This window comes from Curtobacterium sp. PhB170 (genome assembly GCF_003752345.1).
Lineage (GTDB): Bacteria > Actinomycetota > Actinomycetes > Actinomycetales > Microbacteriaceae > Curtobacterium.
Genome location: NZ_RJUM01000009.1, coordinates 712,995 through 733,454 on the forward strand (window position 1 = coordinate 712,995; position 20,460 = coordinate 733,454).

The window sequence follows — 20,460 nt, forward strand, 5'->3', positions numbered from 1 at the left end:
CGTCGGCGCCGCGGAAGCGCGTCAGGCGAGCCGCGCGGTGCCCGCACGGAAGTGCGTCAGGCGACGAGTCGCGCCCCGGCGAACCCGAGCTCGACGACGAGCACCAGGGACGACGCGATGACGAGTCGGAACAGGGTCCGCGACGCCCGTCCCGCCAGCACCAGCCGGACGCCCACCACGGCGAGCGCCAGCACGACGACCGCTCCGACCACGGCCAGTACGACCCCGACGCCGCGGACCGGGTCGTCACCGAGCACCTGTCCGCCGAGCACCAGGCCGGCCGCGACGACGAGCGACCCGAACGCGACGATCCCGGCTCCCCGGAGCCCGAGGCGGTGCGGGAACCCACGGACCCCGGTGGCCGCGTCGTCGACCAGGTCGGGCAGGACGTTCGTGCAGTGGATCGCGACACCGAACACCGCGCCGGTGGCGATCGCCCACCACGCCGGCCACAGCGCTTCGGGACCGGCGGCCACCGCGACCACCGGCAGCAGACCGAAGGCGACGACGAACGGCACGACCGACCACACGGTGCGCTTCAGCCCGGCGTCGTAGGCCCACCCGGCGGCCACGAGCACCAGGTGCGCGACGGCGGCGACGGGCCCGAGGAACAGCGAGAGGACCACGGCGACCCCGGCGGTCACGAACGCCGCCGTGCGGACCGTCTCGACCGCGATGAGCCCGCGGGCGACGGGCTTGTCGCTCCGGCCGACGGCACGGTCGCGGTCGGCGTCGATCCAGTCGTTCGCCAGGCCGATCGACAGCTGCCCGGCGACCACCGTCAGCGCGACCAGGAGCACGAGCCACACGGGGTGTCCGACCGCCGCGGCGATGACGGCGGCGAGCACCGTGACCGTGACCGTCGGGCCAGGGTGGGACGAGGCGAACAGCAGTCGCACCACATGGGGGTCCCGGCCGGAGGTCACCCGGCCAGCGTACGGGCGGGGCGTGCCGGGCGACGCAGACTCCGACGGCCGAGCACTCCCGAGGCCAGCGCGATGCCGAGCAGCACGACCAGTCCGCCCACCGGCTCGTTCCACCGCACGCGCTCACCGAGCACGAGCACGCCGAGCGCCACGCCGACCACCGGCGTCAGGTAGGTGACCGTCGACGCCCGACCGGCGCCCCACGCCTGGACAAGGCGCGTGTTCCACGCGTAGGCCAGCCCCGTGCCGACGCAACCGAGCGCGACCATCGCGGCCACGATCCTCCCGTCCAGCTGTACCGGGCCGGTGGCGATGGCGGGCGCGACCAGCAGGAGCATGCCGGACGCCAGCGTGAGCTGCACCGTCGCGATCGTGACCGGGTCGTACGCGCTGCCCACCGCCACCCGCCGCAGGTAGGCGAGCCCGATGCCGTAGGAGGCGGTCATGCCGAGCAACGCCACCTGCCCCGGGACGCTCGCCAGGACGGCCGGGTCGCCGAGCAGGTCCCACGGACCGACGAGCACCAGCACCCCGACGATGCCGACCACGATCCCGGCCACCTGCCGGCCCCGCAGCCGTTCGGAGGGCACGAGCACCGCGAGCGCCGCCAGCGTCATGATCGGGGTCGTCGCGTTGTAGATGCTCGCGAGCCCGGACGGCACGGTCTGCTCGGCCCACGCCATCAGCGACGACGGCAGGGCGTTCAGGAAGAACGCGACGACCGCCAGGTGCGCCCACACGCGGGGTTCCCGCGGCCAGCGCCGACGGGTCGCGAGCAGCAGCACGACGAGCGTCACGCCGCCCAGGACGGTCCGCACGGTGGCGACCTGCTGCGGTGCGAGTCCGTCGAGGCCGATCTTCGCGAAGAGGAAGCTCGACCCCCAGGTGAGGGCGACGAGACCGTAGAGGAGGGCGTTCATGTGGCCTAGTGTCGAACCACCAACGCCCATGCGGCAAACGCATGGGGTTCATGCCGTCATGAGGAGCACGCATGACCGTCTCGGTCCCCCAGCTCCGTGCGTTCGTCGCCACGCTCGACGCCGGGTCGTTCACGTCCGCGGCCTCCGCGCTCGGCGTCGGCCAGTCGGCCGTCTCGCACGCGGTCGCCGGGTTCGAGCGCGAGGTCGGCGGCCCGGTCGTCCGGCGCGGTGCGGTCGCCGTCCCGACACCCCTGGGCGACCGCCTGCTCGCCCACGCCCGCAGCGTGCTCGCCTCGGTCGACGCCCTGGAGGCAGTGGTCCGGCCCGCCACGGCGCGCGGCACCGTGCGACTCGCGGCCGTCCCCACCGTCTGCCAGGGCCTGCTGCCGCGGCTCCGCGAGCTGTGGGCGGTGACGTTGCCCGACGTCGACGTGCAGGTCTACGAGGGCGACGACGACGAGATGCCCGAGTGGCTCGAGAGCGGCACCGTGGACGCCGCCGTGCTCGTCGACCCCGCGCCGGTGCCGGCCGGGGGCGTCGTCGTCGCCCGGGACGAGATGGCCGCCGTCGTGCGGCGCGACCACCCGCTCGCCGAGCTGCCCGCGCTCACGCTCGACGACCTGCACGAGGACGGCCTGGTCGCGGGCGGCGGCGGGTGCGAGTACCAGATCCAGAAGCTGCACGAGCTCGACGGACGCCCCTTCCGGTACGCCCACCGCGTGCGGGAGATGAGCACCATGTTCGGGATGATCGAACGGGGCGAGGGCGTCTCGATCGTGCCGACGCTCGGCCGGGTGATGCTGCCGCCGGACCTCGTGATGGTGCCGATGGCGCGGCGCCTCGAGCGGACCCTGGTGCTGAGCGGCCCGTCGTCGCGCGAGTGGCACCCGCTGGCGAGGGCGCTGGTCGACGCGGTCTGACGACCTGCTGAACGGACGACGGGGACCCCCGGCAGGATGGACCGATGGCCGAGACGCATGTGAAGACCTTCACCACCCCGGACGAAGCGGCAGCCGAAGCCGCCGGCCTCGGCTGGCTCGCCGAGGCCGAGGACGCGGGCGGCACCAGGATCGCGCGGGTGCTGGGCCGGCCGACCCCGACCGTGCTCGACCTCGAGCTGATCTCCGACGGCTCCCCCACCGCCGCACAGGCCGAGCGCTTCGGACGCTCCCTCGCGCACACCCACGCCGCCGGCGCCGACCACTGGGGCGCACCGCCCGCCGGCTGGGCGACGGGTTCCGCGCTCCGGATGGGCCGTTCTCGCACCCCGTTCGTCGACGCAGCGCACGCACCGGCCACCTGGGGTGAGTTCTTCGCCGAGTACCGGATCCGCGACTTCGTCCGCCGCATCGTCGACGCCGGCGGGTTCGACCACGCCCAGGCGGCCGTGTTCGACCGGGTCGCCGACCGGGTGCAGGACGGCACGCTCGGGTCGCCGCAGCCCGCACTCGTGGGGGACCGTCCCGCGCGGTTGCACGGCGACCTGTGGGCCGGCAACGTGCTCTGGCCGACGGACGCGCCCGAACCGACCGGCGCGGTGCTCATCGACCCGATCGCGCACGGCGGGCACGCCGAGACCGATCTCGCGCTGCTCGGACTGTTCGGGCTGCCGCGCCTCGAGACGGTGCTCGCCGCCTACGACCGGGAGTCGCGGCTCGCCGACGGCTGGCAGGAGCGCGTCGAACTCCACCAGCTCGCGCCGCTGCTGCTGCACGTGTTCCTGTTCGGCGGGACCTACACGGGGGCCGCGCTGCACGCGGCGCACCGGTACGCCTGACCGAGCACGGTGCGGGTTCTCTCGCTCGGTGCGAGGTTGCGCGCTCCGTGCGGCGCTACAACCGCGCACCGAGCGGTCAACCCCGCACGGGCCGGACGACCGCGCACGGTGCGCCGCGCCCGCCGCGCCGGCCGCGCCGGCCGCGCCGGCCGCGCCAGCCGCGCCCGACGTTCCTTAGGCCGCGCACAGCCGGCACAGTGCCGCGTTCGGGGAACGCCCCGGATGCTCATCGACATGACCACGTACCCGGTACCCGTGACCGATCGACGCGATGCCGCGCACACCGACGCGCAGGATCGGCGTCGCAAGCCGCTCGCCCGCCTGTTCCTCGGCGAGCGCGAGGACGCCCGCTGGCTCCGGCCGGCGTTCTGGGCGCTCCTCGCCGTGACCGCCGTGGTGTACCTCTGGGACCTCAGCGTCTCGGGGTACGCCAACAGCTTCTACGCCGCCGCCGTGCAGGCCGGCACGAAGTCGTGGGAGGCGTTCTTCTTCGGCTCCCTCGACTCGTCGAACTTCATCACGGTCGACAAGCCCCCGGCGTCGCTCTGGGTGATGGTGTTGTCCGCGCGGCTGTTCGGCTTCTCGAGCTTCAGTCTGCTGCTCCCCCAGGCGCTCATGGCCGTGGGCTCGGTCGCGCTGGTGTGGGGCACGGTCCGTCGCACCCTCGCCCGCGTCGGCACCACCACCGCGAACGTCGGCGCGCTGCTCGCCGGCTTCGTCGTCGCGGCCACGCCGGCGGCGGCCCTGATGTTCCGCTTCGACAACCCGGACGCCATGCTCGTGTTCCTGATGACCGCCGGCGCGTACTGCACCGTGCGGGCGCTGCCGCGGGGCAGCTGGAAGTGGATCGCCCTGGCCGGGGTCGCCCTCGGCTTCGCGTTCCTGACGAAGATGCTGCAGGGGCTGCTCGTCCTACCGGCCTTCGGCCTCGTCTACCTGTTGGCCGCCCGCACCACCTGGGGCAAGCGCGTCATCGGGCTGCTCATCGCCGCGGGGTCCCTCGTGGTGTCGGCCGGCTGGTGGGTCGTCGCCGTGTGGTTGTGGCCTGCCGAGTCCCGCCCGTACATCGGCGGTTCGACGAACAACACCGTCCTCGACCTGGTGTTCGGCTACAACGGCCTCGGTCGGATCTTCGGCGGCTCGGGCAACGGCGGCGGAGGCGGCGGCATGACCGGCGGCACCGCGGGTGGCTCCTTCGGTGGCTCGACGGGCCTGAACCGACTGTTCTCGTCCGAGATGGGGCTCGAGATCTCGTGGCTCCTGCCCGCAGCGCTCATCGCCCTGGTCGTCGGGCTGGTCGTCGTCGGACGCCGTCACCTGGCCGACCCGGCCCGCGCCGGACTCGTCCTGTGGGGCGGCTGGCTCCTGGTCACCGGACTCGTGTTCTCGTACATGTCCGGCACGATCCACCCGTACTACACGGTCGCGTTGGCACCGGCGATCGCCGGACTCGTCGGCACCGGCGGCGCACTGCTCTGGCACGCACGGGAACGCTTCCTCGGCCGCATCGGCCTCGCCGCGATGATCGGCATCACCGCCTTCTGGGGCTGGTGCCTGCTCAACGAGAACCCGACGTGGCTGCCCTGGCTCCGCTGGGTGATGCTGGCCGGCGGCCTGCTGTCGGCAGCGCTGATCGTGATCGGCAGCATCCCGACGCTGCGGAAGCTCGTCACGGTCGGCGTGCTCGCCGGCACCCTGTTCGGGCTGTCCGGCACCACCGCCTACGCCCTCGCCACGACGACCGTCGCGCACTCCGGTTCGATCCCGAGCGTCGGTCCGGCGGGCAGCAGCTCCGGTGGGATGGGCGGCGGCACCGGTGGCTTCCCGGGAGGCACGGGCGGACCGGGTGGGTCGGCCTCCGGCTCCGACGACGGCGGCTCCGACAGCACGTCCGACTCCCAGCAGGGTCCCGGCGGGACCCCGCCGGAGGGCGCGTCCGGCGAGGCGCCGGAGATGCCGGACGGCACGTCCGGCACGGCACCGGGCAGTGGCCAGGACGGCACGGACGACGCGACCTCCGAGGGTGGGTCGGGGACGGGCCTCCAGACCGGGGGCGGTGGCGAAGGTGCGTCGACCTCGTCCGCCCTGCAGGAGCTGCTCGAGGCGTCCGACGCGAAGTGGGCGGCCGCCGTCAACGGATCGCAGTCGGCGGCGCAGCTCGAGCTCGACACCGACACCGCCGTCATGGCGATCGGTGGCTGGTCGAGCGACCCGGCACCCACGCTCGCCCAGTTCAAGGCGTACGTCGCCGACGGGGACATCGGGTACTACGTCTCCTCCGGCTCCGGTGGCGGCGGGATGGGCGGCGGGTCGTCCACCGCCTCGGCGATCCAGGAGTGGGTCGCGGCGAACTACGAGTCGACCACGGTCGGTGGGCAGACCGTCTACGACCTGAGCACCGCCAAGTGATCGACGACGGGGGCGCGGTGGATAGGCTCGCGGACGTGACCGGCCAACCGCTGCAGCGCACCGACGGCACCCCCGTCCGCGCCCTCGTCGTCGACGACGAGCACGCCCTGGCCGACGCCGTCGCCCTCGCGTTCGAGGGGGACGGCTGGGCCGTGCGGGCGGTGCACCGAGGACGCGACGTCCTGTTCGCCGCGCGGGAGTTCCAACCCGACGTCATCGTCCTCGACGTGATGCTGCCGGACATCGACGGGTTCGAGGTGCTCGAGCGCCTCCGCGACTCCCGCGACGCCGTCCGTGTGCTCTTCCTCACCGCGCGCGACGCCCCCGAGGACCGGCTCGCCGGACTCACCGGCGGCGGCGACGACTACCTGACGAAGCCCTTCGGCATCGACGAGCTGCTCGTCCGGGCGCGGATCCTGGCACGGACCTCTGCTCGGGTCGCAGCGGTGGGCGGGAGCGCCGAGGTGGTGGTCGGTGACCTCCGCCTCGACGAGGACGCCCGCGCCGTCAGCCGTGCCGGCGAACCGATCGAGCTCACACCGACCGAGTACGAGCTGCTGCGGCACCTGGCGCGGAACGCCAACCGGGTGCTCTCGCGGGAACAGCTGCTCGCGGGCGTCTGGGGCATGGACTTCGGGTCGTCGTCGAACCTGGTCGACATGTACGTGTCGTACCTGCGGAAGAAGCTCGACGCCGGACGCGAGCCGATGTTGCAGACCGTGCGCGGGGCTGGGTACGTCTTGCGGCCGACGACGTGAGCCGATCGACGAAGGCGATCCGGGCCCGTCCGACCCGCGCCGGACGGGTGCCGTCCTTGCGGTGGCGGGTCGTGGCTGCCGTCGCGCTCCTGCTCGTCGCGACGAACGTCGTCGTCGGAGCGGTGACCGTCGTCGCGTTCCGGGGGTACCTGGTCGACCGCCTCGACGCGGAGCTGTCGACGGCGGCGAACCGGACCGTCGGCGGCCGGGACGGTGCGGACGCTCCCACCGGCCCGCCGCCTGGGTCGTCATCGGGATCGTCGTCGGGATCGTCGTCGGACCGTCCGGATCCGGACAACGCCTTCATCGGGGCACCGGGCCAGTCCGCCGGCACCGTCGTCGCGATCGTCCGCGACGGCGACGTCGTGCTCGGCGGGTACACCGACAGCGACGGCGACCAGCACGGGCTGTCGTCGGCGCAACGGCAGACGCTCACCGCGGTCGACAGCGGCGCCGACCCGGCGACGATCGACCTCGGCTCGCTCGGCACCTACCGTGTGCAGGCGGTCGGGGACGACGGCGACGTGTTCGTCACCGCACTCCCCCTCGGTGACCTGAACGCCGCCATCGCCCGCCTGTTGCTCGTCATCGGGATCGTCACGGTGCTGGGCCTCGTCGTCGCCGCGTGGGCCCTCGCGCTGCTCGTGCGGCGGTCCCTCCGACCGCTCGAACGCGTCGCCGCGGTCGCCTCCGGGGTGACCGACCTCGACCTGGAACGCGGCGACACCGACATCCCGGTGCGGGTCGCCGATGCCGACCTCACCGCGAACCGCGAGGTCGGGCAGGTCGGTACCGCGCTGAACCGGCTGCTCGGGCACGTCGCCCGGGCCCTGACGGTGCGCCGCGACGCCGAGGCCGGCATGCGGACCTTCGTCGCTGACGCCTCGCACGAGCTGCGGACGCCGATCGCGACCGTCCGGGCCTACGCCGAGCTGACCGCGCGCTCGTCGGACCTCGACGCGATCCACCGGAACGTCGACCGGATCGGCCGCGAGGCCGTGCGGATGGGCGACCTCGTCGAGGAACTCCTGCTGCTCGCGCGGCTCGACGCGACGGCCCTGGCGTCCGGGGTTCCGGTGTCCCCGATCGTGCGCGAACCCGTCGACCTGACCTCGATCGTGGTCGAGGCGACGATGGACGCCCGGGCCACCGCGCCCGGGCACCGGTGGACCCTGCAGATCGTCGACGACCACCCGCTGACCGTGACGGGCGACGCGGAGCAGCTGCGCCGCGTCGTGACGAACCTGCTCGCGAACGCCCGGACGCACACCCCGACCGGCACCGCGGTGGTGGTGTCGTTGCAGCGGATGGGGCCGTCCGGTGCTGGTGCGGCCGCTCGCCTCGTCGTGGCCAACGACGGGCCGCCGATCCCCTCGGAAGCCCTTCCGACCCTGTTCGACCGGTTCACCCGGGGTGAGGCCTCGCGGACCCGTGCGCAGGGACAGGGGACGAGCGGCCTCGGGCTGGCGATCGTGCAGGCCGTGGTGTCGGCGCACGGCGGGAGCGTGCGGGTGGCCTCCGGCCCCGGTCGGACGGCGTTCACGGTGGACCTGCCGGGGCAGTCCGCTTCGTGACGTCCGCCTCGCCCGCTTCGTGACGTCCGCCTCGCCCGCTTCGTGAGCAGAAATGGTCGCGTGCTCCGGCGCCACTCGACCGTTCCTGCTCACGAAGGATGCCGATCCCGACGGCGTCGCATACTGGTCGCATGACGAAGGAGTACGGCAAGCTTCCGGGCCGCCCGGACCCGTCGGAACTCGTGGTCGAAGTGCCCGCGTTCGAAGACGACCGTCCGCAGCCCGAACCTGCGCCGCCGGCGGCCGCACCCGAGCTCGTCGCAGCGACCGAGTTCGCCCGGAGTTCCCACGCACCGCCGACGATCCGCCGGACCCAGGTCCGTGCAGGGATGTGGATCGCGGGCGTGCCGATCGCGGTCCTCGCAGTCGTCGCGATCGTGCAGATCCTGCTGCCACACTGACAATGCTCGCTGACTGATATGTAGAGTGGTACGCCAGGGGAGGCGGCCATGGGTGATGGGCACGATCAGCGCCGAGCAGTCTTCGTCGACGAGTCCAAGGTCCGGGACTACCTGCTCGTCGCGGTCACGCTGCCGAGGACGCAGCTCCGCCCGGCGCGCACATCCGTCTCCGCGCTCATCCTGCGCGGACAGTCACGGCTGCACATGCGCAAGGAGAGCGACGCACGTCGCCGCCTGATCCTCGCGACTATCGCACCGATCGATCCAGAGGTGACGATCTTCCGGGCGCCGAAGGACGGCCGCACGGACATGCAGCGTCGTTCGTCGTGCATCCGGCGCCTCGTTGAGTCGATCGGGAACGGACCGACCGCCGACGTCTGCTTCGAGCTCGACGAGACCCTCGTCCGGAAGGACCGGCAGTGGATCGTCGAAGCCGTGCACGCGGGCGAAGACCCCGCCGCGTTCACACACCGACACGAGACCGCCGCGCACGAGCCACTCCTGGCGTTGCCTGATGCCCTCGGCTGGGCGTGGGCGAAGGGCGGCGATTGGAGACGGCGTTGCGGGTCAGTCGTCACGGTCGTCGACGTCTGATCCGCAGAACTCGCCGGGAAAGCGCAAGACCCGAGCGCCCAACCGTCCGGATGGGTCCCGGGTCCACTTCTCGAAGCTCAACGCAACGAGCAGATCTGACCCTACCAGCGTCGCATTTCACACGCCACCAGCAGCCCGCGCCGGAGGATGGCACACGCCCGGCGCAACCGACCGGATCGTCAGACGATCGTCCAACGTCGGGGTCGAACGCGTGCGACCCGGCACCCGGCGACGCAGGCTGGGTCCTGTCCGAGCTGGACGACCCACACGGGTCACCACCGCAGAGATGGGAACACGATCATGAACTCGTTCAAGCGCAAGTCCGTCAAGCTCCTCGCCGGCACCGCCCTCGGTGGCGCCGTCATCGCCGGGGCGTTCGTCGCGGCACCGGCACAGGCCGCCGAACCCGCACCGAGCACCTCGGCCTCCGTCGGCGGCAACGTCAACGTGAACTTCGACCCGGTCGCGATCGTGAACGCGATCAAGGACGCGGTGAACGACCAGAGCGACCGCGGCGGCGCCGTGCAGGCCGCGCTCGACGTCGGCTACTGGAACGCCGGCAACCCCGACCGCCTCACCGTCGCGGTGGTCAACAAGAACCAGGACATCACGGTGTCCGGCGACGTCGCGGACGCGCAGTCGATCGACATCAAGGGCGGCAACTACGTCATCTACTGGTTCAAGGGCCCCGGCTCGATCACGAACAACGGTGACGGCGGCTGGCTGAACTGGGGTGCGTTCGGCAACATCGAACGCATCGACAACGTCATCCACGTGAACGGCGGCTGATCCGCCGGCGCTGATCCGCCAGCGCTGATCCGCCAGCGCTGCACCGACGCCCCCGGGGACCACGGTCTCAGGGGGCGTCGTCGTGCGTGGCGGGACGCTCGGCGGCGGGCTCGATCGCCGGGGGCCAGGTCCGTGCTGCACCGCGGACCTCACGCCGTGCACGGATCCACCCCTTCACGAAGGCGACCGACACCAGTGCCGTCCGGTTCGGCGCCTTCCACGACTTCATCAGCCGTCCGAGGTGCCACGCGACGGCCTGGCGACTGTAGGCCGTCTCCTTCGCGATCTCGTCGTTGGAGAGCCCCTGCGCGGCGAGCGCGAGCATCTGCTCCTCGGTCTCGTCGAGGCCGGGCGCACGGGCGACGAGGTCGATCTCCCCGGTGGTGACCGCCGCCGCGGACTCGCCCGCCGATCGCCGTCGCTGCTCGGCCCAGGCCTCGGCCCAGCACGAGCCGAGTTCGTGCGCGACGAGCGAGGCGCGGCTCATCGCGAGCATCGTCCGGCCGGCGTGGTCGAGCGTGACGGCGTGGTCGCGGGTGGCCGTGTGCATGACGAGGGCGAAGACCCGGATCGCCGGCAGGGCCCCGCGGAGCACGACCGACACGTCGACGCGGGGGTCCTCGGCGCTCGCGGCCGCCACCGCGCGCAGCTGAGCGAGGCACTCGCGGTCGACGGGTTCACCGCGCTCGACTGCCCGCAGCGCGGCGGGGAGCACGAGCGGGACGATCTCGGCGTACCGGCGTCGCAGCCAGTCGTGGCCGGCCGGTCGGATGCCGTGCAGCGGAGGCGTGAGCAGGAGCTCCTCGAACTCCGGACACCGCTCGTCGAGCGCCAGGCCGAGCCGCTCCCCCGGGAGCAGCACCGCCGATCGGTGTGCGTCGTCGCGCTCGGTCGTCATCGTCCGTCGACCGTATCCGCGCGACACCTGTCGTGTTCGACCGTGACGTGAACGGTCGCCGAACGCCGTTCTTACCGGGAGCACAGCGCACTGCCTCGGTCCGCATGTGCCCGCTGCCGAGCATGAGCGGCATGACGGAGACGAACCAGACCCTCGACATCGACATCGTCGTCCCCTGCTACAACGAGCAGGACACGCTCGCGGCCCACGTGCGACGCCTGCACACGTTCTGCCGGACGTCGTTGCACCACACCTGGCGGATCACGATCGCCGACAACGCCTCGACCGACGACACCGCGCGGATCGCCGACGACCTGGCCGCCATGCTGCCCGGCGTGCACGCGGTCCACCTGCCCGAGAAGGGTCGTGGGCGGGCACTCAAGGCCGTGTGGGGTGCGTCTCCGGCGACGGTGCTCGTGTACGTCGACGAGGACCTGTCGACGGACCTCGCGGCACTCGAGCCGCTCGTGGCGCCGCTGCTCTCCGGGCACTCCGACCTGGCGATCGGCACGCGGCTGGCGGACTCGTCGCGGGTGGTGCGGGGCAGCAAGCGCGAGTTCATCTCCCGCTCGTACAACCTGCTGCTCCGGACGACGATGGGGGTGTCGTTCTCGGACGCGCAGTGCGGGTTCAAGGCCGTCACGAAGCGGGCGGCCGACCAGTTGCTGCCGCTGTGCGAGGACGACGCGTGGTTCTTCGACACCGAGATGCTCGTCCTCGCCGAGCACGCGGGACTGCGCATCCACGAGGTCCCGGTGGACTGGGTCGACGACGTGAACTCGTCGGTGCAGATCGCCTCGACTGCCACCGAGGACCTCAAGGGCATGTGGCGCGTCTCGCGGGGCATCGCCAGCGGGCGGGTGCCGGTGGGTGCCGTGTACGAGACCATCGGCCGCCGTCCGTTCACGCCACCGCACGTCGGGTTCCTCGGGCAGGTGCTGCGCTTCGGCGCCATCGGGGTGCTGTCGACCGTCGCGTTCGCGGTGCTGTACGCGCTGTTCCGTCCGGCGATCGGGGCGCAGACCGCGGACTTCCTGGCCCTGCTGCTGACGGCGATCGGCAACACCGCGCTCAACCGGCGGTTCACGTTCGGTGTGCGGGGGCGTGCCGGAGCCGGGCGACATCACGTGCAGGGACTGGTGGTGTTCGGCATCGCGTGGGCGATCACCTCGGGGTCGCTGGTCGTGCTGCACAGCAGCGTGCCGGGAGCGTCGCACGGTGCCGAGATCGTGGTGTTGACGGCCGCCAACCTGGTCGCGACCTGCGTCCGGTTCGTGCTGTTCAAGGCGTGGGTGTTCCGCAGCGGCCGCCGTCGACCGGAGCTCATCCGCCCCGGCACGACCCCCGCCGCCGACGCCAGCACGGCGGTGACGGAGCCGATCGCCGTCGACGAACGGACCGGCGAGCGCGCGGCCTGACACCGTGCCGGGCTGGCCACTCGGTGCGGCGTCGTTCGGCCCGCGCGGCCCGTCGCACCGTGCGGTGTGGCCCATCCCGTGCGGGGTTTCACGCTCCGTGCAGGGCAACAACAGCGCACCGAGCGGGCAACCTCGCACCAGCCGAACAGGCGCGCACGGTGCGCCGCACCGCGCGGTGTTGCGTGGGCGGTATACCGCGCCGTAGCATCGCCGTACCGCACCACAACCCCACAGGGCCCGACTGCCAACACCGGTCTGCCCGCGGCGAGCGCTCCATCGATGCAGCCTGGCCGTCCGCTGCCGGCAACGCCCCACTGGACCCGCACACGTGAACCCCACATCTTTCGGTCTCTACGACCCTGCCCGCGAATCGAGCGACTGCGGCGTCGGTTTCATCACCCGACTCGACGGCACGCCCCACCACGACGTCATCCGCAAGGGTGACGAAGCGCTGTGCGCCATCCCCCACCGCGGCGGCAAGTCCGCCGAGGGTGTCGGTGACGGCGCCGGTGTGAGCATCGACCTGTCGGTGGAGTTCTTCAGCGCCATCACCGGCCAGGAGCTCCGCGCCGGACACTTCGGCGTCGCGAACTGCTTCGTGCCGAGCGGCGCAGGTGCGGCGGCGGACGCTGAGCGCGCCCGTGCGCAGCAGACCGTCACGGACGCCATCGAGCAGCAGGGCTTCGAGCTGCTCGTCGTCCGCGACGTCCCGGTGGACCACTCCGTCGCCCGGCCCGAGGCCGAGCAGTACCAGCTGCCGATCGTGCAGTGGGTCTTCCGCGCGCCCGAGCAGTGGGACCGCACCGAGGTCGACGCGGCGGCGAACCGTGCCCTGCTCACGATCGAGTCGGTGTCCTACGGCGAGGCCGCCGAGCAGCGCGCCGAGCACGCGGCGCTGTACCCGCTGTCGCTCAGCGCCCGGACCCAGATCCTGAAGGGCCGTCTGAACTCGGGCGAGGTCATCGGGTACTTCACGGACCTGCGTGACCCGCGTCACTCGGTGCGGACGCTGTACTTCCACACCCGGTTCTCGACGAACACCGAGCCGCACCCGACGATGGCGCAGCCGTTCCGGCTGATGGCGCACAACGGCGAGCTGAACACCGACCGGAAGAACCGGCTGTCGGACGAGGCGCTGGCGCGAGCCCGCACCCGCAGCATCGTCCGCCCGCCCGGGCAGTCGGACTCGAGTCGCCTCGACCAGACGCTGCAGAGCCGCGTGTTCGACGACGGACTCGAGATCGTCGAGGCCGTGGTCTCGCTCATGCCGCCGGCGTGGGAGAACGACCGCACGCTGACCGCCGACGTACGGGACATGCTCGAGTACTTCTCGCTGTACGAGGAGAAGAACGACGGCCCCGCCGCCGTGATCTTCAGCGACGGCGACGTCGTCGGCGCGCGCCTGGACCGCCTGGGGCTGCGTCCGCTGCGCACCGTGGAGACCACCGAGTACCTGATGGTCTCGTCCGAGGCCGGTCAGGTCACGTTCGACGCCGACGAGGTCGTGCACCGCGGCCGCATCGAGGCCGGCGGCATGCTCGTCGTCGACCACCGCACCGGCACCCGGATGCGCACGGACGAGGTGCTGCGCATGCTCGCGGCCCGCCGCGACTACGGCACGCTGCTCGACGCTGCCCGTGTGGACCTCGACGACCTGCCCGCTCCGGACTACGAGCGCACGACGACCACCCTGGGCTACGAGGGCGACCTGTCGCTCGCCGGCCGGTACGTGGCGTACTCGCTGAACCAGGAGAGCTTCCGGTTCATGCTCGACCCGATGCTGCAGAACGGCTCTGAGCGGATCTCGGCGATGGGCTACGGCAACGCCATCAACGCGCTGAGCGACACCGAGGGCGGCATGGCGAAGTACTTCTCGCAGCGCTTCGCCCAGGTGACGAACCCGCCGCTCGACTCGATCCGTGAAGCCGACGGCATGAGCATGCGCGTGGCGCTCGGGGCGAAGCCGGACGGCACGGGTTCGACGAGCCGACAGCTCGTCGTGCAGTCGCCGATCCTCGGCCACCTGGACATGGTGCGCCTGCGCGACCAGGACATCGTGCCGCTCGAGCGCTTCGACATGCTCTACGTGCCGGTGCTCGGCGACGAGCAGGCGAACGCGGACGCCGTGCGCGACGCCGTGGACGCCCTGTGCGACGCCGTGGAGCAGTTCGCGGGGACGTCCGGCGGCATCGCCGTGCTGACCGACCGCGAGGTGTCGTCGACCCGTGCGCCCCTGCCCGTGATCCTGGCCGTGGCCGCCGTGAACCAGCGGCTCATCGAGACCGGGCTGCGCCTGCGGGTGTCCGTCGTCGCCGAGAGCGGTCAGCTGCCGTCGTCACACCACGTGGCGACGGCCCTGGGCTTCGGCGCCTCGGCTGTGTACAGCTTGAGCGCGCGCCTGCGTGCCGAGGAGAAGTACCCCGCCGCGCCGGCCCCCGCCGGTGAGCTCACCGCGACGGACCTCGCGCTGAAGCAGTTCCGCAAGGCCGCCGAGAAGGCGCTCGCGAAGACCATGGGCCGCGTCGGCCTCTGCACCGCCGAGAGCTACATCGGTGGCGCGTTCTTCGAGCCGAACTACCTGGACACCGGCGACGACGTCCTGGCGCGGGTGTTCCCGCACATGCAGGCCCCCGTGGGCGGCGTCGGCTTCGCCCGCATCGCCCAGGCGGCGACGGACTGGCACGAGCGTGCCCGCTCGGTCGCGGCCGAGGGCCAGGTCCCCCTGCTCGGCCTGTTCAAGGAGCGCTCGGACGGTGCCGGCCACTCGTTCGGCGTCGCGAGCGTCCGCGGGTTCGGCGGCATGACCGAGGAGCGTCCGTCCTTCGAGCGCTCCGGCGACTCGGACGCACTGCGCCTGCTGACGCTCGGCCAGCTCGACGACTCCTTCGGCATCACCGACGCCGCGTACCGGAACACCGGGTACGACCGGCTGAGCGACGCCGAGATCGACGCGCACCGCATCACGCCGGGCTACGTCACCTTCCTGCAGACCACGCACGACGAGCGGTCCCGCCGCCCCGCAGCGCTCCGCGACGTGCTCGCGCTGCCCGCGGACGTCACCGGCATCGACACGGCCGAGGACTTCGCCCGCGAGCTGGGTCGGTTCTCGACGACCGGCAACGCCAGCGTCACGGTGCGCGGGCTGTCCGGCTCGCGTCCGGCGTCCTCCGACGGTCTTCCGGGAGGCACGGAGCAGTTCCGCCTGCAACTCGCGTCGACGGGCACCACGGGTGCACTGCGCCACCAGGCCCTGGCAGACGGCCTCGGGCTGCTGTACCCGGGCCAGGTCGACGTCGACTCCGTCGACGACACCCAGGTGACGCTCCGCGCCACCGGCGCGGCCGTCGGGCTGCTCGCCCTGCTCGAGAGCGCGCCCGACAGCGTCGAGCTCGACGAGGTCCAGCCGGCGCACGAGATCACCCGGACCCTGGCGTCCGGCGCGATGAGCCACGGCGCCCTCGTCGCCACCGCGCACGAAGCGGTGGCGCACGGCACGAACATGGTCGGCGGCATGTCGAACAGCGGTGAGGGAGGCGAGCACCACTCCCGCTACGGCACCATCCGCGGCTCGCGGATCAAGCAGTTCGCCTCAGGGCGCTTCGGCATCTGGGCGGGCTACCTCGCCGACCCCATGCTCGAGGAACTCGAGATCAAGATCGGTCAGGGCGCGAAGCCCGGCGAGGGCGGTCAGCTGCCCGCGCCGAAGGTCACGGTGGACATCGCCGCGGCCCGTGGTGGCACGCCCGGCGTGGAGCTCATCTCGCCGCCGCCGCACCACGACACGTACTCGATCGAGGACCTGGCGCAGCTCATCCACGACTGCAAGGCCGCCCGCGTCCGGGTGATCGTGAAGCTCGTGTCGTCCGAGGGCATCGGCACCATCGCGGTCGGCGTCGCCAAGGCCGGCGCGGACGTCATCAACGTCGCGGGCAACACCGGTGGTACCGGCGCCGCGGCCGTCACGAGCCTGAAGTACGCGGGACGTTCGGCGGAGATCGGCGTCGCCGAGGTCCACCAGGCCCTCGTCGCGAACGGCCTGCGCTCCAAGGTCACGCTCCGGTGCTCGGGCGCGCACCAGACCGGGTCCGACGTCGTGACGAGCGCCCTCCTCGGCGGCGACAGCTTCGAGTTCGGCACGACCGCGCTCATGATGCTCGGCTGCGTCATGGCGAAGAACTGCAACGTGAAGTGCCCGGCCGGCCTCACCACGAACGCCGAGGCGTTCGAGGGCGACCCGCGTGCCCTCGCGCAGTACCTGCTCAACATCGCCCACGACGTGCGGCAGATCCTCGCCCGCCTCGGCCTGCGCTCGCTGCGCGAGGCACGGGGTCGCACCGACCTGCTGCAGCTCCTCGACCACCCGGCGAGCGTCGGGCGTCTGGACGCCCGCGCCCTTCTCGCGCAGGTGCCGGAGAAGGTCGTGACGGACCCGGAGTACCTGGAGAAGGACTTCCACACCGACGACGCGCTGCTCGAGCGCATCCGCACGGCGCTGGTCGACCACGCCCAGGAGCACGTGCTCGTGCACGGGGTCCTGCTCGGCAACAGCGACAAGTCCGTCGGCGGCCAGCTCGGCATCGACGTCGAGCGCCTGCTCAACCACGAGCTCCGCGCCGAGGACGTCCAGGGGCTGCCCGCCGTGGCGACCGACGACCGCGGGCGCCGCCGGCTGGTCGACGGTGCGGTCACGATCCGCACCCAGGGCTCGGCCGGTCAGTCGTACGGCGTGTTCAACAACGACGGCATCGTGCTCGAGCACACCGGCACCGCGAACGACGGCGTCGGCAAGAGCCAGAGCGGCGGTCGGATCATCGTCCGCGCACCGGGCGGCGGCAGTGCCGACCAGGGCGGGAACGTGCTGATCGGCAACTTCGCGCTCTTCGGGGCCACCGGCGGCCGCACGTTCGTCGAGGGCGAGGCCGGAGACCGCTTCGCCGTCCGCAACTCCGGCGCCACGGCCGTGGTCGAGGGCGTCGGCGACTTCGGGTGCGAGTACATGACGGGCGGCGCCGTGTTCAACCTCGGCGCGTTCGGCAAGGGCCTCGGCAACGGCATGTCCGGCGGGTTCCTGTACCAGTACGACCCGTCCGGTCAGGTCGCCCAGCGCGCCAGCACCGACTCGCTCCTCGTGTTCCCCGTCACCGACACGGAGCGCGGGGCGTTCCACGAGGCCGGCGCCCGACTGCTGCTCGAGTGGCACCTCGAGGCGACCGGGTCGGCGCTGGCCGAGCGGCTGCTCGCCGACTGGGAGACCACCCGGCAGCACGTCTTCGTCGGCATGCCGCGCGCCCTGCTGCTCTCGCAGGACGCCGGCGAGATCCTCGCGGCGGCCACCCGCCCCGAGCTGCTCGACGAGCTCGCGTCCTCGATCGCCACGGACAAGCTCCGTGCGTTCAAGGTCGACTACCGCGACCAGCGCACCGTCCTCGACGGCCGTGCCCCGGCCCTCGGCGACCAGGGCGACGACATGTTCTCGCTGCTGTCGTCGTACACGGTGCTCGGTGTCGCCCAGGACGTCGCCCTCGAGCGCGTTCCCGGTGCGGGTCCCAACGACCCCCGCGTCACCGAAGCGGTGAAGAACCTCGTCCTGACCGAGGACTTCTCGGTGAAGCAGCGCGTCGTGAAGTACCTGCGCGGCACGCTCGACCGGTTCGCGGACGACCAGCTCGCGACGCTCATCGCGATCAAGCGGCTCGACGACTACAAGCGTGCGCTCACGCAGCGGAACAACCGCAGCATGGACGCACCGGGCACCACGGGGTGGATCATGCACCAGAACGCCAAGAACGACGGCCGCGTCCGTGAGGCCCGCTTCGACGAGCTGCTCGCCACCGCGGCGCTCGAGGACATCGCCCGCCGTGCACCCCAGGCGCCGACCGAGGCGGTGTCCGCGTGAGCCTGCTCCCCCCGACCGGATCGCTGATCCCCGTCGACGCACCGTTCTCGGCTGCCCAGGAGTCCTGGCTGGCCGGGTTCATCGCGGGCATCGCCGCCGCCGGCAAGAAGGCGTCCGGCGCCGCCCCCACGACGACGATCGACGTGCTGTTCGGCACGCAGACCGGCAACGCGGAGTTCCTGGCCGACGAGCTCGTCGCCGGCGCGAAGGCCCGCGGGCTCGGTGGCCGTGCCGCTGCACTCGACGCCGTCACCCCGGAGCAGCTCGCCGAGATGACCCACGTGCTCGTCGTCACCTCGACGTACGGCGAGGGCGAGATGCCCGACAACGCCGGCCTGTTCTGGGACGCGGTCCAGGCGTCCACCGTGCCGCGGCTCGAGGGGCTGCAGTACGCCGTCCTCGGCCTCGGGGACACCAGCTACGACGAGTTCTGCCAGGCCGGCAAGCTCCTCGACACCCGCTTCGAGCAGCTCGGCGCGACCCGGGTGCACGACCGCGTGGACTGCGACGTCGACTTCGAGGACGCCGCCGCACTCTGGAGCGCCGCCGTGCTCGACCGGCTCGCTGCCGAGGCCGGCGTGACGGGCGCACCCGGCGCGACCACGGGCAGTGGTGCCGGCGACGGTGCCACCGCGACCGGCGGGGCGGGCGCGGGCCGTGCCTCCCGGCCGGGGTCGCAGTGGAACAAGCGCAACCCGTACCCGTCGCGGCTGGCCGAGAACCGGTTGCTCTCCTCGCCGCGCAGCGCGAAGGAGATCCGGCACTACGAGTTCGACCTCGGCGACTCCGGCATCGAGTACGCCGCCGGCGACGCCCTGGCGGTCGTGCCGGTCAACGACGAGGTCTTCGTCGCGGAGCTGCTCGAGCAGGTCGGCGCGAACGGCGGCGAGTCGTTCGACGGCCGACCGATCACCGAGGTCCTGCGGAGCGACCGTGAGATCCGCACGCCGTCGAAGGACCTCATCGCGGACCTCGTGCAGCGCGCCCCGGCGAGCGAACTCGCCGCGGTCGTCTCGCACGGCGACAAGCACGAACTGGACCGCTGGCTGTGGGGCCGTGACGTCCTCGACCTGCTGCGTGACGCCGGACCGGCCGCTCCCGTACTCGACGAGCTGCTGCCGAACCTGCGCCCGTTGCAGGCACGCCAGTACTCGATCTCGTCGAGCCCGCTGGCGCACCCGGACCGCATCCACCTGACCATCGCGTCCGTCCGGTACGGCGACCCGCACCGGATGTACGCCGGCGTCGCGTCGACGTTCCTGGCGGACCGAGTCGGCCCCGACCGCACGGTCGACGTCTACCTGCAGCCGAACGCGTCGTTCGGCGTGCCGGCCGACGCGTCCGCACCGATGATCATGATCGGTCCGGGCACCGGCATCGCCCCGTTCCGCGGGTTCCTGCACGAGCGGGCCGCGGCGGGTGCGACGGGGCGCAACTGGCTGTTCTTCGGCGACCAGCACCGCGACACCGACTTCGTCTACCAGGACGAGCTCACCGAGCTGCAGGAGCAGGGCGTGCTGAACCGCCTCGACCTGGCGTTCTCACGCGACCAGGCCGAGAAGGTCTACGTGCAGACGCGGATGCGCGAGCAGTCCGCCGAGCTGTTCGCCTGGCTCGAGGACGGCGGCCACGTGTACGTGTGCGGCGACGCCTCGCGGATGGCGAAGGACGTCGAGGCCGCGCTGCTCGACGTCATCCGCACCGGCCGTGGGCGGGACGAGGACGACGCGCTGTCGTACCTGGCCGACCTGCGCCGCACGAAGCGGTACGTCCGCGACGTCTACTGAGCCAGCAGCCCACGCCCGATGCGAGCAGCAGAACGCCCGGGCAGCAGAACGCCCCGGTAGCGGAACCCGAATCCGACTGCCGGGGCGTCCTGTGGAAGGGTGCCGGTCAGTGAGGCCTGACCGACGAGCCCAGTGGCGTGACGCAAGGACCCGGGTGCGATGACCCGGCTTCCTGGACGACGAGTCTCCTGATCCGGGACTCCCGTCGTGCTCGCCACTCGATCGCCGATGGTTGGTCGGCGCCGGGCGCGCACTGCGTCACGGTCATTCGGGTCCCCCTCCTGCCGCGGTTCGTTGCCGTCACCGGCTCCCT

Annotated in this window: 14 protein-coding genes; 11 read left to right on the forward strand and 3 right to left on the reverse strand. The window is 72.3% G+C overall.

The genetic code is table 11. The annotated features are described in order from the left end of the window. Positions 1-56: 56 nt before the first annotated feature. Entirely contained in the window at positions 57-926 is an 870-nt protein-coding gene (locus EDF40_RS07535; RefSeq protein ID WP_185002877.1) for a UbiA family prenyltransferase, read from the reverse strand. Then, positions 923-1,846, reverse strand: coding sequence for a DMT family transporter (locus EDF40_RS07540; RefSeq protein ID WP_111084731.1), 924 nt, complete (start codon positions 1,844-1,846; stop codon positions 923-925). The genes EDF40_RS07535 and EDF40_RS07540 overlap by 4 nt, the downstream gene beginning before the upstream one ends. Positions 1,847-1,917: 71 nt before the next feature. Here EDF40_RS07540 and EDF40_RS07545 point away from each other — a divergent pair, with 71 nt between their 5' ends. The 8 genes from EDF40_RS07545 to EDF40_RS07580 all read left to right on the forward strand — a co-directional run bounded on the left by EDF40_RS07545 (position 1,918) and on the right by EDF40_RS07580 (position 10,148). Then, positions 1,918-2,766: a LysR family transcriptional regulator gene (locus EDF40_RS07545; protein ID WP_123338535.1), complete on the forward strand. Its 849-nt coding sequence runs from the start codon at positions 1,918-1,920 to the stop codon at positions 2,764-2,766. Between the two features lie 44 nt (positions 2,767-2,810). Then, the gene (locus EDF40_RS07550; RefSeq protein ID WP_123338534.1) at positions 2,811-3,623 is read left to right on the forward strand and encodes a fructosamine kinase family protein; all 813 of its coding nucleotides are present in this window, start codon (positions 2,811-2,813) and stop codon (positions 3,621-3,623) included. A 234-nt stretch (positions 3,624-3,857) separates the two neighbouring features. Continuing rightward, positions 3,858-6,032: a glycosyltransferase family 39 protein gene (locus EDF40_RS07555; RefSeq protein ID WP_260212495.1), complete on the forward strand. Its 2,175-nt coding sequence runs from the start codon at positions 3,858-3,860 to the stop codon at positions 6,030-6,032. A 35-nt stretch (positions 6,033-6,067) separates the two neighbouring features. Continuing rightward, positions 6,068-6,790, forward strand: a complete 723-nt coding sequence (locus EDF40_RS07560) for a response regulator transcription factor (protein WP_123339010.1) — start codon at positions 6,068-6,070, stop codon at positions 6,788-6,790. Then, positions 6,787-8,364 carry a cell wall metabolism sensor histidine kinase WalK gene (locus EDF40_RS07565; RefSeq protein ID WP_123338533.1) on the forward strand — a complete coding sequence of 526 codons (1,578 nt, stop codon included), beginning with the start codon at positions 6,787-6,789 and terminating at the stop codon, positions 8,362-8,364. The genes EDF40_RS07560 and EDF40_RS07565 overlap by 4 nt, the downstream gene beginning before the upstream one ends. 131 nt (positions 8,365-8,495) lie before the next feature. Continuing rightward, on the forward strand, positions 8,496-8,765 hold the full coding sequence (locus EDF40_RS07570; protein ID WP_123338532.1) for a hypothetical protein: 270 nt from the start codon (positions 8,496-8,498) through the stop codon (positions 8,763-8,765). Between the two features lie 48 nt (positions 8,766-8,813). Further along, positions 8,814-9,359, forward strand: a complete 546-nt coding sequence (locus EDF40_RS07575) for a hypothetical protein (RefSeq protein ID WP_123338531.1) — start codon at positions 8,814-8,816, stop codon at positions 9,357-9,359. Positions 9,360-9,659: 300 nt separating this feature from the next. Beyond that, positions 9,660-10,148: a hypothetical protein gene (locus EDF40_RS07580; protein ID WP_123338530.1), complete on the forward strand. Its 489-nt coding sequence runs from the start codon at positions 9,660-9,662 to the stop codon at positions 10,146-10,148. Positions 10,149-10,215: 67 nt separating this feature from the next. Here the strand turns inward: EDF40_RS07580 and EDF40_RS07585 are convergent, their stop codons facing one another. Continuing rightward, on the reverse strand, positions 10,216-11,046 hold the full coding sequence (locus tag EDF40_RS07585) for a helix-turn-helix transcriptional regulator (protein WP_123338529.1): 831 nt from the start codon (positions 11,044-11,046) through the stop codon (positions 10,216-10,218). Positions 11,047-11,168: 122 nt separating this feature from the next. Between EDF40_RS07585 and EDF40_RS07590 the strand changes: the two genes are divergently transcribed. The 3 genes from EDF40_RS07590 (at position 11,169) to EDF40_RS07600 (ending at position 20,147) form a co-directional block, all read left to right on the forward strand. After that, on the forward strand, positions 11,169-12,464 hold the full coding sequence (locus EDF40_RS07590; protein ID WP_123338528.1) for a bifunctional glycosyltransferase family 2/GtrA family protein: 1,296 nt from the start codon (positions 11,169-11,171) through the stop codon (positions 12,462-12,464). Positions 12,465-12,792: 328 nt separating this feature from the next. Further along, positions 12,793-18,360: a glutamate synthase-related protein gene (locus tag EDF40_RS07595; RefSeq protein ID WP_123338527.1), complete on the forward strand. Its 5,568-nt coding sequence runs from the start codon at positions 12,793-12,795 to the stop codon at positions 18,358-18,360. Beyond that, the gene (locus EDF40_RS07600) at positions 18,357-20,147 is read left to right on the forward strand and encodes a sulfite reductase subunit alpha (RefSeq protein ID WP_123338526.1); all 1,791 of its coding nucleotides are present in this window, start codon (positions 18,357-18,359) and stop codon (positions 20,145-20,147) included. Before EDF40_RS07595 ends, EDF40_RS07600 begins: the two co-directional genes overlap by 4 nt. Positions 20,148-20,460: the final 313 nt, after the last annotated feature.